19 protein-coding genes are annotated in these 20,682 nt (G+C 57.6%); 6 read left to right on the forward strand and 13 right to left on the reverse strand.

The genetic code is table 11. From position 1 onward, the window contains the following. Positions 1–56: 56 nt before the first annotated feature. Positions 57–1,235: an acyltransferase family protein gene (locus Q390_RS0107205; protein WP_342666089.1), complete on the reverse strand. Its 1,179-nt coding sequence runs from the start codon at positions 1,233–1,235 to the stop codon at positions 57–59. A 251-nt stretch (positions 1,236–1,486) separates the two neighbouring features. On the opposite strand from Q390_RS0107205, the gene Q390_RS0107210 reads away from it, so the two are divergent. The 5 genes from Q390_RS0107210 (at position 1,487) to Q390_RS17880 (ending at position 7,308) form a co-directional block, all read left to right on the forward strand. Further along, positions 1,487–3,004 (forward strand): hypothetical protein, encoded by a 1,518-nt coding sequence (locus Q390_RS0107210; RefSeq protein WP_027995450.1) that lies wholly within the window; start codon positions 1,487–1,489, stop codon positions 3,002–3,004. Between the two features lie 206 nt (positions 3,005–3,210). Next, positions 3,211–4,179: a peptidylprolyl isomerase gene (locus tag Q390_RS17875; protein ID WP_211250427.1), complete on the forward strand. Its 969-nt coding sequence runs from the start codon at positions 3,211–3,213 to the stop codon at positions 4,177–4,179. Positions 4,180–4,230: 51 nt separating this feature from the next. Next, positions 4,231–5,031, forward strand: a complete 801-nt coding sequence (locus Q390_RS0107220; protein WP_027995451.1) for an ABC transporter permease — start codon at positions 4,231–4,233, stop codon at positions 5,029–5,031. A gap of 118 nt (positions 5,032–5,149) precedes the next feature. Then, a complete protein-coding gene (locus Q390_RS0107225) occupies positions 5,150–6,394 on the forward strand; it encodes an ABC transporter ATP-binding protein (protein WP_037472412.1) in 1,245 nt (414 codons plus the stop codon). A gap of 5 nt (positions 6,395–6,399) precedes the next feature. After that, positions 6,400–7,308, forward strand: coding sequence for a lysophospholipid acyltransferase family protein (locus Q390_RS17880; protein WP_037472477.1), 909 nt, complete (start codon positions 6,400–6,402; stop codon positions 7,306–7,308). Positions 7,309–7,351: 43 nt separating this feature from the next. Here Q390_RS17880 and Q390_RS0107235 read toward each other — a convergent pair whose 3' ends face one another. From Q390_RS0107235 to gspE, 12 genes are all read right to left on the reverse strand, one after another. Continuing rightward, complete coding sequence (locus Q390_RS0107235; RefSeq protein WP_027995453.1) at positions 7,352–7,780, reverse strand: hypothetical protein; 429 nt, start codon at positions 7,778–7,780, stop codon at positions 7,352–7,354. A 24-nt stretch (positions 7,781–7,804) separates the two neighbouring features. Beyond that, a complete protein-coding gene (gspD, locus tag Q390_RS0107240) occupies positions 7,805–9,985 on the reverse strand; it encodes a type II secretion system secretin GspD (RefSeq protein ID WP_245606877.1) in 2,181 nt (726 codons plus the stop codon). A gap of 183 nt (positions 9,986–10,168) precedes the next feature. Further along, entirely contained in the window at positions 10,169–10,819 is a 651-nt protein-coding gene (locus Q390_RS17885; RefSeq protein WP_211250428.1) for a hypothetical protein, read from the reverse strand. Beyond that, positions 10,816–11,367, reverse strand: a complete 552-nt coding sequence (gene gspM, locus Q390_RS0107250) for a type II secretion system protein GspM (protein WP_027995455.1) — start codon at positions 11,365–11,367, stop codon at positions 10,816–10,818. The genes Q390_RS17885 and gspM overlap by 4 nt, the downstream gene beginning before the upstream one ends. Next, positions 11,364–12,629 carry a PilN domain-containing protein gene (locus tag Q390_RS17890; RefSeq protein WP_084153814.1) on the reverse strand — a complete coding sequence of 422 codons (1,266 nt, stop codon included), beginning with the start codon at positions 12,627–12,629 and terminating at the stop codon, positions 11,364–11,366. The genes gspM and Q390_RS17890 overlap by 4 nt, the downstream gene beginning before the upstream one ends. A 9-nt stretch (positions 12,630–12,638) precedes the next feature. Further along, positions 12,639–13,445 carry a type II secretion system protein GspK gene (locus Q390_RS17895; RefSeq protein WP_245606881.1) on the reverse strand — a complete coding sequence of 269 codons (807 nt, stop codon included), beginning with the start codon at positions 13,443–13,445 and terminating at the stop codon, positions 12,639–12,641. Positions 13,446–13,507: 62 nt separating this feature from the next. Further along, positions 13,508–14,185 (reverse strand): prepilin-type N-terminal cleavage/methylation domain-containing protein, encoded by a 678-nt coding sequence (locus Q390_RS0107270; protein ID WP_051603105.1) that lies wholly within the window; start codon positions 14,183–14,185, stop codon positions 13,508–13,510. Next, positions 14,182–14,601, reverse strand: coding sequence for a type IV pilus modification PilV family protein (locus Q390_RS0107275; RefSeq protein ID WP_027995458.1), 420 nt, complete (start codon positions 14,599–14,601; stop codon positions 14,182–14,184). The genes Q390_RS0107270 and Q390_RS0107275 overlap by 4 nt, the downstream gene beginning before the upstream one ends. Continuing rightward, the gene (locus Q390_RS0107280; protein ID WP_027995459.1) at positions 14,598–15,047 is read right to left on the reverse strand and encodes a pilus assembly FimT family protein; all 450 of its coding nucleotides are present in this window, start codon (positions 15,045–15,047) and stop codon (positions 14,598–14,600) included. The genes Q390_RS0107275 and Q390_RS0107280 overlap by 4 nt, the downstream gene beginning before the upstream one ends. Positions 15,048–15,073: 26 nt before the next feature. Next, positions 15,074–15,529: a type II secretion system major pseudopilin GspG gene (gene gspG, locus Q390_RS0107285; protein WP_027995460.1), complete on the reverse strand. Its 456-nt coding sequence runs from the start codon at positions 15,527–15,529 to the stop codon at positions 15,074–15,076. 28 nt (positions 15,530–15,557) lie between these two features. Then, positions 15,558–16,814, reverse strand: a complete 1,257-nt coding sequence (locus Q390_RS0107290; RefSeq protein WP_027995461.1) for a type II secretion system F family protein — start codon at positions 16,812–16,814, stop codon at positions 15,558–15,560. Next, positions 16,807–18,549, reverse strand: coding sequence for a type II secretion system ATPase GspE (gene gspE, locus Q390_RS0107295; RefSeq protein ID WP_037472417.1), 1,743 nt, complete (start codon positions 18,547–18,549; stop codon positions 16,807–16,809). The genes Q390_RS0107290 and gspE overlap by 8 nt, the downstream gene beginning before the upstream one ends. Positions 18,550–18,790: 241 nt before the next feature. Between gspE and Q390_RS0107300 the strand changes: the two genes are divergently transcribed. Continuing rightward, entirely contained in the window at positions 18,791–20,680 is a 1,890-nt protein-coding gene (locus Q390_RS0107300) for a hypothetical protein (RefSeq protein ID WP_051603106.1), read from the forward strand. Positions 20,681–20,682: the final 2 nt, after the last annotated feature.

A 20,682-nucleotide genomic window follows, 5' to 3' on the forward strand; every position in this document is an offset into this window, starting at 1 on the left:
ATTAACCCCTGATGATCTTATCAATCGTGCGATAGTTGCTCCTTTTTTATGACCCCCTACTTTGAATTAATTCTGTGCAGCCAGCGCTGGGCAGCACGCATACAGGGCTGCTCCACGCCAAACCACGACAGCCAGGCCAGCAACACAATCGGAACCAGAGATACCAGCAGACACACCGCGAAAGACCAGCCCCGTGCCAAGCACAGTGCAGTGACAGCCTGCTGAACGGGAAAAGCGTAGATGTACACGCCGTAAGACAAATCAACGCGCCCATGGCCAGCACTGGCTGCACTGGCCACACTGGAATAGCGAACGTGCGCCAGATAAAACGTGCCGCACACCATCAGCACCCACACCGCCATTTGGCGCAGCAACGCAGACTCGGCGTACAGCCCTCCCACCACCGCCAACAGCGCCACCACCGCCATCCACTGACGCGGACGAACGGCATAAACAGCAAAAGTACTGCCAGCAAAAAATGGCACGCCAAAACCACAAAAATCGCTCCAACGGAACAACTCCGCCATAGGCCCACCAGTTGCCTCCAGCGCTGCATCCCAGGCACCCATGCGCGCCAGTTGCCATAAGCAGGCCAGCACCAAGGCCGTCGCCGGATACACCCAGCGGCGCCCGCGCATTCCCCACGACAGCGCAGACAAAACGCCATACATGGCCAATTCATAGCGAATCGTCCACAGTGAACCATTCACCGCGCGTGCGAACGGATTGGACTCAAACACTCCCGGCAAAGTCTGCACCGTAGCCAGCCCTACCGCGTTATTGACAAAATTAAGCCAAGTACTCGATGCTTGCCAATATGCTGCAGATGGCAACGTTGTCACCGCCCAGCCCAGCACAAAGACGGAAAATGCCACCGCTACCACCAAGCCCGGAAAGACCCGCGTCAGACGCTTGACCCAAAAAACCCGCCAAGTCGGTTTCCGGATCCAACTTTGGCACACCAAATAGCCGCTGATAAAGAAAAATACAGATACCGCCAAAGAGCCCAGGCTGTGTCCCGGAAATGGCACCGGCAAATGCAAACGGTACAGAAAATCACCATGTGCAAAAAACACAGCTAGCGCAGCAGCCAAGCGCAGCAAGTCAAAACTATTTCCCATGTTTGATGAAATTCTTATCGAAATGCTCGCACGCAGACTGAAACAATGCCGGCAGCGGCAGCCACCAACCCCCACGCCGTAGGAAGTGTGCAAAAACCACAAATTGCACCCCATACGTCCGCACACCTTCAGCAAACTAAGCTCTCTCCACAGCAATTCGATTAAACTTTACCGACCCGCCCCGGAGCACTGGCTTTCGCCGTGTGACTGCCCTTGTCAGGGCTTTCAACATAGAATGTTGTTTTTTCGAAACAGCGTCTTTGTTGGGAGAGAACGGGCCTTGTTGCCTCTAGGGGCTGTGCTAACATTCAAAAGCGTAATCAATCTTGGTAGTTGCGCTTTCAACTTTTTACTGGAGTTCATAAATGCGAAAAAATCTTCTCGCCCTGAGCATTGCTGCCATGGTTGGTGGCCTGTCTGGCGCGGCTAACGCAGCTGTTTTTGTCAACACCGTTGGCGCTGCTGCCAACGGCTTGCCAGCAATCAGCGCTGCTGCACCTTTGGCAACCCAGCTGACGTCAACGACGACTGGCATCGGTCACATCCTGGTGGTGCCTTACTTCAGCACGCAACAAAACAATAACACCCTGTTGAACCTGGTCAACACCGATACCGTCAACGGTAAGGCGGTCAAACTGCGCTTCCGTGGCGCAGCCAACTCTGACGACGTGTTTGACATCTCGATTTTCCTCTCGCCTGGCGACATGTGGACAGCAAACGTCTCTGCCGATGGCGATCTCTCGCGTCTCGCGACCAGCGACACCAGCTGCACATTGCCTAGCGCACAAGACATCAAAGACTTGGGCGGCAAGTTCAAGACCAACCGCGTGCGCAATGCTGACCCACTGCAAACACGCGAAGGCTATGTTGAAATCCTGAACATGGCTGACGTTCCTCCTGGAACAGGTACTGCTGGTGCCAACAGCGCCCTGTACACTGCCATCAAGCACGTCAACGGCGTGGCTCCTTGCACGCAAGCCTTGATGGATCTGCAAGAGAACGATCTGGTTGCTATTGATGGCGACGTCAATTCGCCTGTACGTCGCGGTTACTCGTGGCCCACCGGCGGCCTGATGGCCAACTGGGTGATCGTGAACGTCGGTGACAGCGCTTCGTTCTCCGGCGAAGCAGTGGCATTGCGCGCAACGCCTAGCGGTACGATTGACACCAGTGGTTCGGGCAACCTGGTGTGGTTCCCACAGACCACTGCAACTCCTACAATGGCTGCAAACCTCCTGACAGCAGATCCATTGTTGTCAAGCGGTGCTGTGATTGCAGCCAGCTACGACTTCCCCGATCTGTCGACGCCTTACGTCAGCGGAGCATTGGGCGCTTCTCCAGCCGCACAAGCGAGTGAGCTTGCTAGCACCTTGGCAGTCCGCTCAGTCACCAACGAATACCTGACCAACAAGTCGGTGAACTTCGCTACCGACTGGGTGTTCTCCATGCCTACGCGCCGTTACGCTGCGGCCTACAACTACGGCGCTACCGGTTCAGCTCAGCGCGTGCTGAATCCTCTGGTTTCCGCTCACTTTAACAGCGACAACGTCACCCTGGATGCAGCCAAGGGCCAGCTGTGCATTAGCACAGGCACCATGCGCGCCTTTGACCGTGAAGAAAACACCCGCACTACGTTCGTGATCTCGCCTGCCTCGGCAGTGAGCTTCTGCGGCGAAACCAGCGTGTTGAGCTTCAACAGCGCAGCGTACTCGGTGCTGGGCGCCAAGATCGCTCAGCAAAACATCGAAACGAAGTTTGCTGACGGCTGGTTCTCTATCAACACCCCTGGCGTTGGTAACGGTCTGCCTGTGATCGGCTTCGCAGCTGCCAAGACCCGTGGTACCAACCTGGGTGGCACCTGGAAGCACCGCTACAGCCGTTAATCGGCACTAGTTGCTGTAATGCAGTAAAAGGCGGGGAACCTTCCCCGCCTTTTTTACGTCTCTACTTTGCTGCATCTTTTGGGTGGCCAATATATCCACGGATCTTCCTATTTTGGATGATCATCGTGCACCCCAACGATGCGCCATTGCGCCGGGTGACCACACACTATTTTTAATTTACTTTCCCTGAGATCTGAGACTGCATGATGCTTTCGCTTTGTTCCCCTCTTGTTTCCCGCTCTCTGTCCTCGCTGCACCGCAACGCCCTGGTGTGTGCCGCCCTGCCTGTGCTGCTGACCCTGGGATCTGTCAACAGCTACGCGGCAGACACGCCGTTGATGCAAGGGGCCCATGTGGCCATCACCAGCGACGACGTGGTGAAAAACATCGAGAACATGCCCACGCAAGTGCGCCAGGACATCCTTTCTGACCCCGCAAAGCTGCGCCAGCTGGTCGGCAACCTGTATCTGCGCCGCGCCTTGGCCACACAAGCCGAGCACGATGGCCTGACAAAAAACCGCGAAGTACAGTTCAAGCTCGATACCGCACGCGAAAGCGTACTGGCAGAAGCCCAGGTGGAGCGTATTGCCAACGCCGCCACACCCAACGCCGCTGCCGTGGACAAACTGGTGCAAAGCATCTACAAGGCAGAGCCAGAGCGCTTCAGCACCCCCACACAAACCCAGGCGCGCCACATTCTGATCAAAGGCACGGACGCCAGCTCCCGCGCGCAGGCAGAAAAATTGCTAGCCGAACTGAAAACTGGAGCCAATTTTGAAGACTTGGCACGTCAATATTCTGCCGATCCTGGCAGTGCCGCCAAAGGCGGAGATTTGGGGTTCTTTCCCAAGGGCCGTATGGTTCAACCCTTCGAAAAAGCCCTTGATGCCCTGGTAAATCCAGGCGATCTGAGTCCTGTCGTGGAAAGCAGTTTTGGCTTCCATATCATCCGTCTGGAAGCCCGCAAGTCCGCCACTCTCCAGCCATTTGAAGAAGTGCAAGCACAATTGCACGCTGAAATTGTGGCCAAAATTCAGCAAGATGCACGCCTGAAAGAAGTCAAGCGTCTGCAAGACCAAGCCACGGGGGATCACGATGCACTAGAGGCCTTCATGGCAGCACAAAAGCAAGCCACGTCCTCTACAACCCCTGCTCCCACCGCTGCTGTCAAGTAAATTTTCCATGCCTTTCATTTTTGCAAATGCATTGGCAACAACACTCTGTCAATGAGCACACTCGTCAGTGAAGCCGCGGCCTTGTGGCACGCTCGCAGTTTATGCTGGGTACTGACCCAACGCGAGGTTGCAGCCCGCTATGCCGGCACCGCCTTGGGCATTGCCTGGGCCTATGTGCAGCCCTTACTAACAATTGCGGCCTACTACTTGGTGTTTGATGTGGTGTTTGCCATGCGCTTGGGCGATGGCGCACCCACGCGGGCTGTGGGCGCTTATCTGATCGTTGGAATGCTTCCGTGGATGGCGTTTTGCGATGCGGTCACGCGTGGCATGGGCAGTCTGGTGGAGGCGGGCGGTGTACTGCAAAAAAATGCCTTACCACCCATGCTATTTCCAGTGCGCGCAGTGCTGGCCAGCGGCGTGGTGTTTGCGCCACTATTGCTGCTATTAGTTTTCGCCTACATACCGCAACACCATTTTTCTCTGGCGTTGCTGTCTTTGCCGCTGCTGCTGCTGCTGCAGTGGTTACTCTGTACTGTGTGGGGCGCTGCCTTGGCAGTTTTAGCCGCTGCGCTGCGCGACACCATTCAGGTGGTGGGCTTTTCCTTGTCGATTGGCATTTTTCTCTCACCGGTGCTGTTTCCCGTCCACCTATTTCCTGCCGACTGGCGCTGGGTGCTGTGGCTCAACCCGATGACGGCTTGGGTCAGTGGTTATCAGGCGGTATTGTTGCAAGGCGCCTGGCCAACTTGGTCAGTATGGCTAGGTTGTGTGGTTTGGCTAGCACTGGGTGCTGGTTTACTAGAACTGGTGCTGCAGCGCAGCCGCGATCAGCTGGTGGATTGGCTTTAAACCTGCATTTAATTGGCTCCAATTCACTATTAAAATAATAGCTGCTACCGCATACATCTAGAGCGTTAGAGCCACATTTCATACTAATTCTGTGCCAGATATACCTTCTCCTGACCTGATGGCGGCGCAGCCTGTGACCTTGCAGGTACAACACTTGGGCAAGGAATACCGCTTGTACGATTCGCCACGCCAGCGGCTCAAAGCGTTGCTCACCGGTCGCCACCTGCACCACAGCCACTGGGCTTTGCAAGATGTGTCTTTCACACTGTACCGAGGCCAGTGCCTAGGGGTGATTGGCGACAACGGTGCAGGCAAAAGTTCGCTCCTTAAGCTGCTGGCCGCTACGTTGCAGCCCAGCACTGGATCCATCACGCGGGCAGGCCGTTTGACGGCTATTTTGGAGCTGGGTGCAGGTTTTCACCCCGACTTCACGGGGCGGCAAAACCTGTATTTTGGCGGTAGTCTGATTGGTATTTCAGCCTCTGAAATGACCCGACTCGAGCCGGAGATCATTGAATTTTGCGAGCTCGGCGCGGCCATGGACAGGCCGGTAAAAACCTATTCTTCCGGCATGACGGTGCGACTGGCATTTGCCTTGATCACCGCTGTGGAGCCGCAGTTGCTCATCATTGATGAGGCGCTGGCAGTGGGAGATCAGCACTTTCAGAAAAAATGCGTGGAGCGTATTGAGCAATTTCGCAACAATGGCTGCACCATTTTGTTTTGTTCACACAGTCTCTACCACGTGCAACAGTTATGCGATACGTCACTGTGGCTCAAGGGCGGCAAGATGCAGGCTTATGGCCCCACACCCGAGGTGTTGGCTGGCTACGAAGCCCATGTGCGTGCACAAGAAGCATCGGCCCCTAGCGGCTCAATATCAATTGCGCCCACGGCACACATAGTGTCCACAATATTAACGGATGCTGCAGTTGATTTATCCACTGCACCTACGCTGGCACGATTCGAATCAGTAGATCTACCTGATCTGCTCCCCCCGGTGGGCCACTCACCACCCCGGTTGGGATCACCGCATTTGCGTGTGATGCTGCGCGCGCACTTGCCACAGGGCCAACAGCCACACTTTGGCGTCATGCTAGAGCAGGCGCATGGTGTTGGCATCACTTCAGCAGGCACTCATACCGATGGTGTCACACCAGTGCAAGACGCCAGCGGTATCTGGTGTGCCACACTGACATTCACCGATTTGCCATTACACACGGGGGAGTACAGCCTAAGCGTATTTTTATTCGACTCACAGGGGCTGGTAGTGTATGAGGAGCGCAAAAATTGCGCATATTTTCAACACATTTTTATCCATTCCACGCCGGGATTAGTGCGTCTGCCGCACGTTTGGAGTTGATCTACATGAGGCAATGGCTGCCCCCGCGTCTACGCCGCGAGGGACGTGATCTGATTGAGCTGGTGCTGGTACCAGGGCTGGCAGCGGTAATGCCCTGGCGTTGGTGTTTTGCTATTTTCAAGCGTTTGGCGCAAGTGCAGTGGTTGTATAGTGCTGCCTGCTCGCAGGCGCTGGCGCAAGCGCAAGAACACGGCCAAGTGACTCCGGCAGATGCCGTCCGCTGGTTGGCAACGCGTCGATTGGTGACGCTGGTAGACCATGCCGACCATTACTTGGCCGTAACGCGCTCAGACGTCTGGATGCAGCGCCATCTTCAGGTGCAGGGGCACTGGCCCAAAATCGATTCAGCAGGTATTTTTTGCACTTTTCATTGGGGAGCTGGCATGTGGGGCTTGCGCCATGCCCACAGCGTAGGACTACAAGGCCATGCGTTGGTGGCGGCTATGGAGGGCAATCCTTTCGCCGGTCGCCGAGTGCTGCACTGGTATGTGCGTGCCCGCACCCGCAGCGTGGGGCGTGCACTAGGGCGCGCACCGCTAGTGGTATCAGGCAGTCTGCGCCCGGTGATTCAAGCACTACGCCGCAATGAGCAGGTGCTAGCAGCAGTAGATGTTCCTTCAGACCAAGTTGATTCAAGTGTCGAAGTGCGTCTACTGGGAATGCCTGTACGCATGCCTAAGGGTTTGCTGCGCCTAGCAGTTACACATGGAATACCAGTCGCGGTGTATGTGACAGGGTTGGATATACACACTGGTCAGCGTTATCTGCGCATTACCCCGTTGGGCGTGTGGCAAGACTTAGATGCTTTGGCTGCAGCTGTCTTTAGCCATTTAGAAGCCGCACTGCGACAAGATGCCGCCGCTTGGCATTTTTGGGCTGAGGCACCGCGTTTTTTCAGCGCCCCACCACCTTAAATTTTCAGCCTGCTTCCAGACAACTCCATACTAGGCTTGTCAGTTAGTACTGGTAATACCACCACTGTCCATCTTCCTTAAGCCAAGTTTCGCTCATATTCGAATCAATAGGTTTGCCAAAACCGCGCGCCACTACCAAAACCTTCAATTTCACCTTGACGACGCAGCGATCTTCAGTTGGGCATTCGACATTAGCCACTTTTGGGTCTATCCATTTGGCACCGTCACCAAACCTGCCACGATAGCTCTCGACACTGTTCAGTGCGCGGTAAGAAGGGGCGAGATATTCATAGGCTTGATCATATTTACGATCCAATAGCAAATCGACACGTTGCTGCGCACGCTGGCTGACCAGATCTTCTGCCGCGACTGGGGCAAAAGTGTTAGCACAACCTGTCAGCAAGCTTATGGCAAGTGCCATAGAAGTAATCAGGCTGTATTTTTTGGTCAGCTTTTGCAGAGAATTTTGCATAGATTATAAATCTCCTTGACTAGATTATTGAGGGGGAAGCGGTTGTAGCAGCGCAGGTGCCATGGGAAGAGCTACATCTTTGACATCAAAGCGTGGCAAGCCTTTCATTCGGTCGCGCAACTCTTCACTCACGCTGCGAATATCAATATCAGAGCGCACCACACGGGGAGTGATAACGACCAATAGTTCGGTGCGTCCGCCATTGCTGGTATTGGTGCCAAATAGATTACCCACCACCGGCATGTCCTGCAAATACGGGATACCAGACTTGCCGGTGGTTTTGCCATCCTTGATCAGCCCCCCCAACACGATGGTCTCGCCCGATCGGACAGCCACTTTACTGCTGATCTGACGTTGCAAAAAGGAGGGCTGCCCACCTGCAGTCTCTTGGGGCGGGCCGACGTCGGTGACGGTTTGATCCACTTGCATGGTGACAATGTTACCGGCATTGACCGAGGGCGTAACTACAAGGTGCACCCCGGTATCCTTGTATTGAATAGTGCTGGTGCTGGCATCCAGGTTGTTGGAAAAATTGGTGATACTGGTCTGGATAGGTTGCTGGTTGCCCACGTTGATGGTGGCGGTGTGGTTGTCCAGCACCATCAGGGAGGGACTGGAGATCACATTGATCAAGGACTTGGTGGCCAACGCACTGAGGACTGCGCGCACCTTCCCCAAGGGGTTGCTCAAGGTGTAGGTAAAGCCTTGGGTGATAGCGCTTCCCAGAATGCCGCCTGATACTTTGTCACCGCTGATCTGTCCTTGGCCGGTATAACCGGTGTTGGCACGACTGTCACTGAAGGCCCATTGCAGACCATACTTCAAGTCGTCATTCAGGGTAACTTCCACAATGGTGGCTTCGATCAACACTTGCGTCAGTGGCAAATCGAGCCGTTTGAGGGTAGATTCAATTTTGGAATATTCGGCTTTGGTGCTCCAAATGAGCACGGAGTTGTTGAGCGCGTCTGCCATAACACGCACGCCCCCCAAGTTAGCCACCACCGGAGCTTGTGTGCCTCCCGCCTGCGGATTGGTATTGGCGCCAGCCGTTTGTCCACCAGCTCGCATTCCCAGCCCCCCAGTGCTGGCGCCAAATGGGTTGTTACTGCCAAAACCGCTAGTGTTACCAAATGGGCTGCCCGTGCCGCTTTGCCCGAAGGACGCACCTGTGGCGCTGTTCAGACCCGGCGCAACACCACTGCTGGCGCTGGTTACGCCAGTCGTTGGGCCACCAAAAATACCGCTGAGCACACTGGCCAAGTGCTGGGCATTGACGTTTTGCACCTGATAGATGAACAGTTGCGCTTCACCGGCGTTATCGCTGGGGCGATCCAGGCGCTCGATCCAGCGACGCGCCTCATCCAGATAGGAAGCGCGCGGCGTAACCACCAGCACGCTGTTGATACGCTCAATGGGCATGATGCGCAGAGCGCCAAACAACGGGTTGCCCTCACCCAATACTACTGGCGCTGCTGTGCCGCCAACCGGCGCGCGAGCAACCCCTGCGGCTACAGGCGCAGAGGCGCTATTACCACCTGTGCTCATGAGTTGCAAGGCATTTTCAACTTCTTTGACGGATGCGTACTTCAGCGGAAATACACCGACCGACATGCCTTTGAGCAGATCCACGTCAAAAGTATCGATCAAATCCTGCCAACCTTCGGCCTGGGTGCGGGTCCCGGTCAGCACAAGCAGGTTGCGCACGGTATCTACACGCACCAAACCATCGGGGGGCAGCAAGGGGCGCAAGATGGACGCCATCTCTGCCGCGCCAATGTATTGCAACGGCACCACGATCACACCTGAGCCCGGCTGTAAAGGCGCTTTGCCTACTTGGCGCACGACAGAACCGATACCTTTCAAAGCATCAGGGCGGCCGACGTGGTAATTACCTCGGGCATCGCGCACCAATGCCAAGCCGTTGGCATAGAGGGCGCTTTCGAGCAAAAACACGGCCTGATCGGGCGACACAGGTGCCCGCGTGACCAAGGTAACAGTGCCTGCCAGCGGCGGATGCAAAACGTAACTGGTCTTGAGAATATCTCCCAAAATGGTACGCACCACTTCAGCAATGGGGGCTTCTTCAAAATTCAACGTGACTGGTGCACCATCGAGACCAAGCGCGAATTTGGCGGGAGCAATAACTTGGTCGTTACCACGAATGATGCGCGGCTCGTTGACACTGGCATCAGGCGTTGGCCCCATTACAGCAGCGCTGTTGAGCACAGCCGCGTCAACGCCGACTGAGGAAGCAACGGGAGGCGCAGACCCATGATCGAGGCTCTGGGCTGTAGCAATTTGGCATATCGCCAAGGCAAATGCAGTGAGCGCGTAAGAATGAATTTTCATGGCGACGAATAAAGAGGCAATGGGGAACCAGACACGTACTTATGGTCCAAAGCGCGGTCGGCGAGGTGGCTTTGGCGCAGCAAGCGCAGCGTCCGGGGCTGTAAGTACGGCAGCCTGTGCAGGTGGTGCAGACGCCGGTGATGCAACCTTTGCAGACGGTGCAGGCGGTGCAGGCATAGTCAGGGCTGCACCAGAAAAAGTAGCCACAGCAGCGCGCGTTAGTTGCAGCACCCGGGTTTGTCCACCGCCGGCAAAGGTCACGCTGCGCCCTTGAATACTTTGCAGCGTCCAGCCATCCAGGGATTCGTTCAAGCGTAGACGTCGGGCTTTGCCAGCCACAGTAATGATGATGCTGGCGGTATGCTCGCCAGTGACCACACCAGAGAGCTGAGCCGTGCTCAAGGTATCCACAGGCGCTTCAACCACGGCACTGGGGGGCGGTGGAGGCGGTGGGGGGCGACGTGTGGGCTGAAACAGTGGACGTTCCAATAAAGCAAGAAAGCGATTGGTATCGACCGGCTTGCGTTCAGGTAATGCCGGCAGCATTTGCAAATAGTCGTTTTTAATCGCTGCCGGCGCTATCCAGTGCACGTTGCGCAGGCTACCGTTCGAGTTGAACCACAAAGCAGCCAACACCGCAATCAGTGCCACATTGATCAACGCCAGAGCGGTCAATACATGGCGCTTCATGAGTGTCTCCGCAACACTACCAGACTCAGTTGTACTGATAAACGCTGAACACCGCCTTTGGTGGGTGCGCCGTAGCCTTGCACCAGAACAGTATCGATAAGGATCGCTGGCGCTTCTGCAACCAGTCCTGCCAGTGCCGCTTGTAAAGCGACCATTTCACCTTCCGCGCGCACCGACAAAGGGATGCGATCAAAGCCTTTGTCTTCTTTGACAGGCAGCACTTGGCTGCTAGCAATATCCAGGCCTGCCGCCACCAAAATGCTGCGTATACGCTGCTGCGCGTCATTACCTGTCTGATTGATATCCTGCCCTTGCGGGTACACATATTGGGCTAGAGAAGCCTGTCCCTGGGCATTGGCTTGAACCAGGGTCTCACGACTGTCTTCTAATCCCAATAGACGGGCATAGCGTGGCTCCAATTCATCGAGACGCTTTTCCGCCCATTGATGCTTTTGGTAGATATAAATGCCTGCAGCCATAAAAGGCAAGGCAAGCAGCGCCAACATGATGACTACGATGGCACTTTCACGGCGAACGATGGATTTCATGGTACTGCCTTGCGCCCGGCCAGCGGAGCGCTAAGCACAGGAGGGGGGGGTGTACTCTCGGGTCCTGAAGAAAAACGGCTCTTTTTTCGGGGTGGCGCGGCGCTGGCTGCATTGGCTGCAGGAGGCGCTGGCATGGTAGCTATAGATGTTGCGGCACCAACCGAAGCAGCAGCATTGGGTGCAAGCTGCTTCACAGACGGGATAGTCGTATCCACGGGTGCAGACGCAGTAATGGAAAACACGGCAGGGTCCAATTGAAATTCAATAATGAAATTTTCAGCTGTGGCACCAGGATTACGGGTTGCCGCTGAAGGCGCACGAACGTCTTTAAAGCCATTTTTGGTCCCCAGCAGTTGCATAAGCGTGGCAGCGTTCGAAGTCAGACCATTGATCGTGACTTTCAAACCCTGGATCTGCAGACTTTGCAATGAAGTGTCGTCTGGCAGCACCTGGGTGATAGCTTCAAGCAGCGGCAGAAAATCGACGCGCTCGGCCAAGAGACTGCGAAGGTTTTCCATTTCTCCAGTGGTGCGTACAAAAGCTTCGCGTTGGCCTAACAGGGGGGCAGTGCGCACCTGCACAGCATCGTAGGCATGAACCGCCTCTATGGCACGCAATCGCAATTGCATGGTTGGCGTAATAGCCATGGCGCCCGCAACACATAACGCGCTACCTAGCATTCCGTAAGCCATGTGGCGACGTCTGGCGCCAGACTGTGCTCGCCGCGCCTCACCCCAACCGGCCAGGAGAATGGGAGTGCCATTGGGCGTGAAGGACCACACTTCTGGATCTGCCGCGGTGGCCAGACGATGCTGCTGGGTGCTGATGTATTGCACAGCTTGTTTGCGCGAGATCAGAACAGCATCTATTTGCAGCCCACCCGCTTCCACCAACTGCGCACTGTAGCCCCACACCATATCGGCAGCAGCAAACGGACTGACACTGCGCAGATCAAGCTCTACTGCCTGGGCTATTTGTGTCTGCGACATGGCGGGCACGTGCAAGGTGCGGCGCAAAAGTATGTCTTCGGGCAGCTCGATGGCCTCAAAACGCTCGGTACTACTCCCTTCTCCCTTGGCCCGTTGCCCACCCAGCCAAGTAGTTTCACGCCCATCGGCGTGCAAGACGCGCACAGGAAAGTCTGGCGTCAGCCAAGCTAACGCCGGAGTCCGATGCAGTCCCTGCCAAGAGCGGCGTATTTCTGGCCAAAGCGTACCGAGGTCTAACCCGAAGAAGCGTGAAGGAGATGCAGCTGTGGACATGTTGTATGGTCAAACGCCAGCCATCGGCACGGCTTGTGTCCAATATTCGGCGTTAAAAATCCGCCAAGGCAGGCCGGAGCGGGAGTCGGGACGAACATCAACACTGCGCGACACGACCACTTGCATGCCATCGGCAAGCGCGACGCGGGCGTGTAGTTTGTAGCGTGAAGATGCAAAGCTTCCGATGAATGGAGCGTTCAGGCCAGTGGTATCCATGGCAGCAGCCCCGTTTGCGCGCTGCGCGGCCAAATCGGCGGCCAAGGCAAGATTGCCCTGGGCAAGAACTGCAAGCACTTCTTTCGAAGCAGCTTGGGGATTTACTCGGCCCCCTGCCCCCTGCGCCTCGGCGGTAATAAGCGGAGAAAGTCTAGCATAGAGGTCAAAGTCAAACCCCGGCACACGCAGTAGATCTTGCGTGGCTTCAAAGCCTTTTTCACGGCCCCGTGTGTCACGCTCGCTGCGCACCTGCACCGTGGCCTCTGCCAACGCTGCAGCGGCAGCAGCGTCCTTGGCACCGGCAACGGTGTACAAGCTTGTCAATAGGGGCCCTGGCGCGGTATTGATGTCAATCAGGCCCGTCAAAGGCATGATTTCTACCTGCATCGCATGACCCAAATACACCACATCGATTTTCATCAGCTGCAGGGGCCGCTCTGGGCGTACGCTGATGTCCTGCAATGCCAGAGCAATCGCCGCCTCGCCCAAGGCCATGCCTTCGACGGCTTGTCTGGTGTGGTTAATCAAACGGACTTCACTGCGGACAGAATGCACTACGCCGGTCACGATGATGCTCAGCGCGGCGACAATCCACAACACAGCGATCAAGGCAATACCTTGATCACTGTGTCGGTAGCACTGAGGGTGTAAATATCTCTTTTTCACTCTGGCCCCGCAGAAAAACGCCCGGAGCCACGCTCGCTGGCAGGCAGGCTGCGCATGGCGGCCACCCACAGCGGCCACGGTCCGGTGTCTGTTTGCAGTTCGATGCGCACGCGCTCGGGCAGACTGTCGGTGCGCTTCCATGCATTGACCCATAGCGGTTGTGTCTGGCGCGCATCTTCATAGGCCAGCGCAAAAGAAGTCACCCCATGCACAAGCACGCGGCTTTCGGCCAGCCCCCAGTCGGGAAATTCGGCGCTGTCTGTCCATGGCAAAAACCGGATCACTAGGGCTGGCGCTCCCTGCACAGGTTCCACTGCCAAATGAAAGAAATTGCGCCCCCCCGCGCCGTAGCGGGCCGGCATAATACCGACCCAGGAGAGGGCTGTTGGCGTGCCCATGAATAGATAGGGGCTGGCGCCTTGTGTGATGGGTGCAGGGTTCTTGCGGGCAGAAATGCGCCCCACAATAGAGCGTAAAAAACCTGTCGCAATACGAAATTCATCTGCCTTGGCGAGACGGGCATCGACCCGCTCTTCAGTTTGTGCCATGGTGCGCAGCGCCGAAGCCATGCCCAGCATCAGCAAGGACAGCAAAGCCATGGTGACCAAAAGTTCAACCAAGGTAAAACCCCGTGGCAAGCTGCGCACAGATCTTTGCGGACTGCGCACACTCATGGCCGCACTCCGGTTCCTGCGGGAAGATTGCGCTGGGGCCGCAATGTGTGCAGCTCAATGTAGCGCCGGCGATCGCTCTCACTCCACTCCACCACCATATCCACAGCCTGCAGCAAGGGCGCTGCCGTGTTGCCTTGGCTGGCAGGTGTGGTGTAGGGCTGAGAATTCACTTTCCAGGAAAACTGGGCCGACTGGCCCGTCTCATTCCAGCCTTCAGCCGGCACCGCATCGCGCATAGCCAACAAAGATTCAGCCAGCGACATGGCGCGCTGGTAACTGGCGACCTCCCCAACGCTGCGCGCACTACTGCCGCTGGCTTTATAAAGCATCCCCAGAGCAATGGCCATGATGACGAAAGCCACCAAGAGCTCCAGCAATGACAGACCGCGCTGCCGCAAGCGCCGAGGGCGGATCATGGGGACAGAGCTTCCTGACTCACTTGCCCGGACAACCAGTCCACGCGCAGACGGGTACCCACACCGGAGGGGCGCAAGATATCCACGCTGCCGCCGGTCGCACCGCCACTGGACAAAAATCGGATCGATGCCACACCTTGGCCCTGCATTTCTGTGCCAGCTACGGTAGCACGTATTTCCAGGGGAGCCGGAATCAGTTTGGCCGAATGCCCGTCGGACTGGTAGAGCCGATTGCCCAAATTGACTGAGAAACGCACCTCTGTGTGTCCAAGCAACGCCTGCTGTCTGGCAAAACGAATCTCAGAGATCATGCCGCGCAGCACATCGCGGTATTGCGCTGCGTCGCGCATCTTGTCAAAGGCCATCGGAACCAAACCCATCAGCAGCGCCATGATGGCAAATACTACCAACAATTCGATGAGCGTAAAGCCGCGCTCACGCTGCATGGTGCATGTGCCAAAGGGAGCTGCGTTCAGGGCGTATTGCGGACGTCTGCGTTTTCACCGTCGCCGCCAGGGGCGCCGTCGGCACCCAGAGACAAGATTTCGATACCGCCATTCGGGCCGGGATTGGCATAGCGGTAGGGATGGCCCCATGGATCGGTGGGCACACCGCCCTTGAGGTAAGGGCCGGTCCAGCCGTTCACCGAGCCGGGCTTGGCGACCAGTGCGTTGAGGCCTTCTTCAGTGGTCGGGTAACGGCCCACATCGAGCTTGAAGAGTTCCAGCGATTTATCAAGATCAGCGATCTGCACACCGGCGGTTTTCGACTTGGCACCGCCCAACTGGTTGAGTACGCGCGGGCCGACCAAGCCGGCCAGCAGCGTCAGGATGGCCAGCACCACCAGCAATTCGATCAAGGTAAAGCCACGCGCAGAGGAGCGGGCAGAGGAGGCGGCGCAGGCGCGGCGGGCACGAATACTCACCATGGGAGACGGTTCCTTGGGCAAACAAAAATTATACGGCGAGGTCATTGATAGACAGAATTCCCAGCAGGATGGAGACGATGATGGAGGCAATCAGCATGCCCAGCACCAAGATGAGCACTGGCTCGACCAGCGTCAAAAGGCGTTTGATGCCGGTTTCGACCTCGCGGTTCAATATATTCGCCAGTTCCAGCATCATCGGGCCGATGCGGCCGGTTTCTTCGCCGACGCGAATCAGGTTGATCGCCAACGGTTCAAAGATGCCGGTGGCCGACAAGGCCTGCACTACCCGGCCACCCTCTTTGACAATCGGCGCAACGCGTGCCAGCGCTTGCTGCAATACGGTATTGCCGACGGTTTCGGTGGCAATGTGCAGCGCGGTCAGCATGGGCACACCATTGCCGAGCAAGGTACCCATCGAACGCGAAAACAGCGTCAACTGATACTTGAGTGCCAGCGGCCCCATCAGCGGCAGACGCAGTACCAAGGTCTGCCACCAGCGCCGCCCTGCGGACGACTTGAACCAGCGCATCAGCAACATGCTGCCGCCCACTGCAATCACGCCGATGAACAGGCCATAGCGCGTAAACGCCTGCCCTAGTCCCATCACCAAGCGTGTTGGCAAAGGCAGCGCATCGCCCATATCGGTAAACAGTTTTTCAAACTGCGGCACAACAAAACCGAGCATGGCAATCAAGGACAGCACCGCCACCGCCAACAAAATGGCTGGGTAAATGGTGGCAGAAATGACGTTGTCGCGCAGCGCCCGCTGGCGCTCCATGTGCTCAACCAAGCGATCCAGCACGGCAGACATCTGCCCGCTGGCCTCGCCTGAGCGAATCATGTTGATATAGAAATCACCAAATAACTCACGGTGCACAACCAATGCGCGACTGAGCGGCGTGCCACCTTTGACGGCGTCCAAAATACCTTGCATCAGCGTAGCGATGCTGGGTTTATGGCTCATGTCGATCAGTACGCGCAAGGCGTTGTCCAGCGCCAAACCGGCGCGCAGCATGATAGCCAGCTCGGAGGTGATGGCCAGCACATCCGGCGCCGTCACCGGACCCTTGGCTTGGCGCACTTTGGGCTGGGCAAAGCCGCCGAGGCTCGGGGCGGCACCAGCGCCTGTCGCCGCAGCGCCAGCCGCCCCCGCCTCTTCCAAACTGAGCGGCGTCAAACCTTGGCTGCGCAACTGTTTCATTGCCGCACCGATGCTGACCGCCGTGATCCGCCCCTCTTCGACCTTGCCGGAAGCAGCGGCAGCGCGCCAGATGAACTCAGGCATCGGACTGATCCTGCGTGACGCGCGCCAGCTCGTCCAGCGTAGTGTGGCCAGCCGCTACTTTGCGCAGGCCATCGTCGTGCAAGCTCAACATGCCGCTTTGTGTGGCGATGGCGTTGAGCGTGCCAGCATCGCGCCCGTCAATGATGGCGCGGCGCATCGGCTCATCCAGCACCAGCAATTCGTGGATACCGGTGCGGCCCCGGTAGCCCGACTGGCGGCAGTGCTCGCAGCCCACCGCGCGGTAGATCAGCTGGGTCGGCGCACAAAAACGCGACAGCCCGGTGCTCTCGCGCACTTCAGGCCCCAGTTCGTAGGCTTCTTTGCAATGCCCGCACAGCGTGCGTACCAAGCGCTGCGCCAACACGCCGTTGACGGCAGAGGTAATCAAATACGGCTCGACGCCCATGTCCTGCATCCGAATCACCGCGCCGGCAGCGGTGTTGGTATGCAAAGTTGATAGCACCAAGTGCCCGGTTAATGCCGACTGCACGGCGATTTGTGCTGTTTCGCCGTCGCGCATCTCACCAATCATGATGATGTCCGGGTCTTGGCGCAGGATGGAGCGCAGCGCATTGGCAAAGGTCAGGTTGATTTGCGCGTGCACCTGAATTTGGTTGATGCCTTCGAGCTGGTATTCCACCGGGTCTTCGACGGTAATGATTTTTTGCGCTGAAGCATCGATTTTGGCCAGCGCGGCATACAGCGTAGTGGTTTTGCCCGAGCCAGTCGGCCCGGTGACCAACAAGATCCCATGCGGACGCGCCAGCAGGCTGTTAAAGCGCGCTAGCGTATCTTTCTCAAACCCCATTTTTTCTAATTCCAGCCGCACGCTGGCACGATCCAGTACGCGCATCACCACGCTTTCGCCATGCACTGTCGGCACGGTCGAAACGCGCAAATCCAGCTCGCGCCCTTTGACGCGGGTCTTGATGCGCCCGTCTTGTGGCAACCGCCGCTCGGCAATATCGAGGTGCGCCAGCAGCTTGACGCGCGAATTAACGGCAGCGCTCAAACGCGGCGGCACCAGTTCGCCGGGATGGATCACGCCATCAACGCGGTAGCGTACGTGCAGGCCGTCGTCGAAGGGTTCGAGGTGGATATCCGAGGCGCGCAAGTCGATCACGCGGCCAATGATGGTGTTGACCAAGCGGATCACCGGTGCCTCGCTGGCCAAGTCTTTCAGGTGCTCGACAAAATCGCCGCCATCCGAGCCGTCGCCAAAGCCATCGTCGGACTCGTCCTGCGCTTCTTCTTCGGGCTCGGCCAAGGCTTTTTCAATATCGCTTTCTAGCGCCAAGTGGGGCCGAATGGTGCAGCCGGTCGCCAAGCGCAAGGCTTTGACGACAAAGGCGTCTTGCGGCACCGCCATCGCCATGTGCAACTCGTTGCCATCCAGGCGCAGCGGATACAGGTTGTTAGCGTGTAAAAACTCGGGCAACAGCCCTTCGACTTCGGGCATCAGCTCAGGAAAGCCCTGTGCCGTCACCAGTGGAATACCCAGCTGCAGCGACAGCGCCTGCGCCACATCGGCATCCGACACCAGCCCCAAGCGCACCAGCACGCGGCCAATCATGCTGCCCATTTCCTGTTGGGCCGACAGGGCTCGCTCCAAGTCGCGGGCGCTGAGCTTGCCGGCTTGCACCAGCAAGTCGCCCAAGCGCGGGCGCTGCGCGGCAACGTCGGCCAGCAGCTCGCCAGTGGGCTCGATCAGGGCGGAAAATGTGTGTGTCGTCATGGAGGGGGGGAGGAGGCGGGCGGCGGCGAAAAATGGAAAGCAGTGTAGCCGGGGGCCAATTGTCACTACTGCCCTTTGACTGATACATCGCTTTTTTACTATCATTTTAATAGCTTAAGACGCTTATAATACGCCGGCTCAAGCCCTATTTGATGCAAAAATGGGCTTTCCTTTACATTTTTGGCGGCTGCTGCGCTGTTTTTCGTCCCCGGTGTTCCCCCCACACGCCCTCCTATTTGCTATGCCTTCTTCTACCGCCCCCCGTCCCGCCACGCTGATGGCTACTTTGGCGGCCTGCGCCGTGCTGGCCGCTGGCGCGGGCGGGCTGGCGCTGTGGCACAGCCAGTTTCCCGCCACTGCGCGAACCACCGGCCCGCTGCTGCTGGCGCCGATGATCGGCGTGATTGACAGCTGTGTGCTGGAGCCCAGCGCTACCGCCGCCCCCAGCCCGTCCGATTTGCGCGCTAGCTGCTCCGGGCCCGAGGGCTCCGCCGCAGCGCTACTCAAAGCCACCCTGTCACCGCTACAGCCACAGGGCCGCGCGGCAGCCGCTTACACCTTGGGCTACACCCTGCCAGTGCCGCTGCTACAGCTATTTCGCCACAGTCCTGAGGGCTGGGTCATTGATCAAGACACCGTTGGGCGATTGGTACGCACCGTGCGCGATAACTCTCGTCCCTTGATTCTGTATTTGTTCTCCACGCACTTCGCCACCGATGCCCCGTTAGAAAAAGAGCTGGCACTTAATCCCGCTAATCTGGCGCAGACCCGTGATGGCCCGCTGGCGCAAAGTCGCTATTACGACTCAGCTATCAACAATTGGTCGCTGGCCAGCACCCAGACCGAGCTGACTGCCCGCCGCGTACAGGCGGCGCAAGCCGTACTAGAGGCTATATGCCGCTTGCCAGCGCCAGACATCGCCAAAATTAAAGGCGTAACGCTGCTGGGCGAGCTGCACCATTTGTTTCCCAATTTTGAGGCTGGTATGGGTTTTGATGCGCCCTACCGCGTGACCGATTACAGTCCTGCCTCCGTAGCGGGGTTTCAGCAGTTTTTGCGCCAGCAATTTGCGGGCATTGAGCAACTCAACCGCGTGCTGGGTGCTGATTACGCAGCATTTGACGCGGTACAGCCACCGTCACGTGATATTCGCACCGAGCCTTTGCAGCGCTTTACCGAACACATCGACTCCTTCGCCCACGGCAGCTTGCCCATCAGCGGCTGGGCCTATGTCAAGCCAACGCGAGGCGCAGCGCCGGCGTGGGTGCATATCTACCGCAATGGCGTATTCGTCGGCAAAACCCCAGTCAACCAAGGCCGCCAAGATGTATTGGCCGCCAAGCCTGAGTTGGGTGATGCCAACACCGGCTGGCGACTGGACATGGATTTTCGGCACCTGCCGGTGGGCCAGTACCGCATCGATGCCTTTTTGGAAGCCACACCGGGCCGCTTGACGCATCTGGGCACGCGTCATATTGCCCTGATGGGCCGAGATCAAAGCGCGCCGCCGCTCCTGCCACAACAAGCGCTGCCCGCCAGCGCGGCAGCAGATGCGGCGCAGCAGGCCCACATCGACCTGCCCGCCGAGCAGTCTTCGTATTACTACAACCCACTGGTGCCGCTGTGGCACCGCTTTCGCCAGCAGCAGGTGGTGGACTATCTACAGTTCTTTAATGGCGTGGTGAACCAGTCGTGTCTGGCCGACACGCCGCACTACACGCACCAGATCATCCCGTTCAGCAACCCCAGTTGGGATGCCAACAAATACGCTATTCAGGCATCGCTGCAGCCGATGAAAAATATCCGGCTGGGCGTCAGCCTGTATGGCAATGCCGCTTATGGCGAGGTGTTTTCGCGCTGGTATGGCGGCAGCGGCCACGCGGGCTATGGCGTGACGGAATTCCATCCGCTCAAAGCCATGGACGCCCCGGCGGTGCAGCACATGCTGGGCCAGCACGCGCAGCGGGGCGCGCAATTTGTCTCGTTCTTTCTGGAGCCGCGCTGGCAAGGCGCGCTGGTGCAGCGTGGCCACAACACGTTCTCGCTTGACCCAGAGAACGCGCAGTTTGGTGCAGCCGCGCTATATCAATCGGTGCAGCAGGTGCTGACGGCGCCTGCCACCGCACCGTAAAA

Origin of the sequence: Simplicispira psychrophila DSM 11588 (assembly GCF_000688255.1) — a bacterium.
Classification (GTDB): domain Bacteria; phylum Pseudomonadota; class Gammaproteobacteria; order Burkholderiales; family Burkholderiaceae_C; genus Simplicispira; species Simplicispira psychrophila.

Excerpts from the sequence above, each read along its gene's own strand:
- gspM (WP_027995455.1), bottom strand. The coding sequence starts at position 11,367 with ATGAAATCCATCGTTCGCCGTGAAAGTGCCATCGTAGTCATCATGTTG.
- Q390_RS0107280 (WP_027995459.1), bottom strand. The coding sequence starts at position 15,047 with ATGCAGCGTGAGCGCGGCTTTACGCTCATCGAATTGTTGGTAGTATTT.
- Q390_RS17890 (WP_084153814.1), bottom strand. The coding sequence starts at position 12,629 with ATGTCCACAGCTGCATCTCCTTCACGCTTCTTCGGGTTAGACCTCGGT.
- Q390_RS0107225 (WP_037472412.1), top strand. The coding sequence starts at position 5,150 with ATGGCGGCGCAGCCTGTGACCTTGCAGGTACAACACTTGGGCAAGGAA.
- Q390_RS0107270 (WP_051603105.1), bottom strand. The coding sequence starts at position 14,185 with ATGAGTGTGCGCAGTCCGCAAAGATCTGTGCGCAGCTTGCCACGGGGT.
- gspG (WP_027995460.1), bottom strand. The coding sequence starts at position 15,529 with ATGGTGAGTATTCGTGCCCGCCGCGCCTGCGCCGCCTCCTCTGCCCGC.
- Q390_RS0107290 (WP_027995461.1), bottom strand. The coding sequence starts at position 16,814 with ATGCCTGAGTTCATCTGGCGCGCTGCCGCTGCTTCCGGCAAGGTCGAA.
- gspD (WP_245606877.1), bottom strand. The coding sequence starts at position 9,985 with ATGGGGCCAACGCCTGATGCCAGTGTCAACGAGCCGCGCATCATTCGT.
- gspE (WP_037472417.1), bottom strand. The coding sequence starts at position 18,549 with ATGACGACACACACATTTTCCGCCCTGATCGAGCCCACTGGCGAGCTG.
- Q390_RS0107210 (WP_027995450.1), top strand. The coding sequence starts at position 1,487 with ATGCGAAAAAATCTTCTCGCCCTGAGCATTGCTGCCATGGTTGGTGGC.
- Q390_RS17885 (WP_211250428.1), bottom strand. The coding sequence starts at position 10,819 with ATGAAGCGCCATGTATTGACCGCTCTGGCGTTGATCAATGTGGCACTG.
- Q390_RS0107205 (WP_342666089.1), bottom strand. The coding sequence starts at position 1,235 with ATGGGGTGCAATTTGTGGTTTTTGCACACTTCCTACGGCGTGGGGGTT.
- Q390_RS17875 (WP_211250427.1), top strand. The coding sequence starts at position 3,211 with ATGCTTTCGCTTTGTTCCCCTCTTGTTTCCCGCTCTCTGTCCTCGCTG.
- Q390_RS0107275 (WP_027995458.1), bottom strand. The coding sequence starts at position 14,601 with ATGATCCGCCCTCGGCGCTTGCGGCAGCGCGGTCTGTCATTGCTGGAG.
- Q390_RS0107300 (WP_051603106.1), top strand. The coding sequence starts at position 18,791 with ATGCCTTCTTCTACCGCCCCCCGTCCCGCCACGCTGATGGCTACTTTG.
- Q390_RS0107220 (WP_027995451.1), top strand. The coding sequence starts at position 4,231 with ATGAGCACACTCGTCAGTGAAGCCGCGGCCTTGTGGCACGCTCGCAGT.
- Q390_RS17880 (WP_037472477.1), top strand. The coding sequence starts at position 6,400 with ATGAGGCAATGGCTGCCCCCGCGTCTACGCCGCGAGGGACGTGATCTG.
- Q390_RS0107235 (WP_027995453.1), bottom strand. The coding sequence starts at position 7,780 with ATGCAAAATTCTCTGCAAAAGCTGACCAAAAAATACAGCCTGATTACT.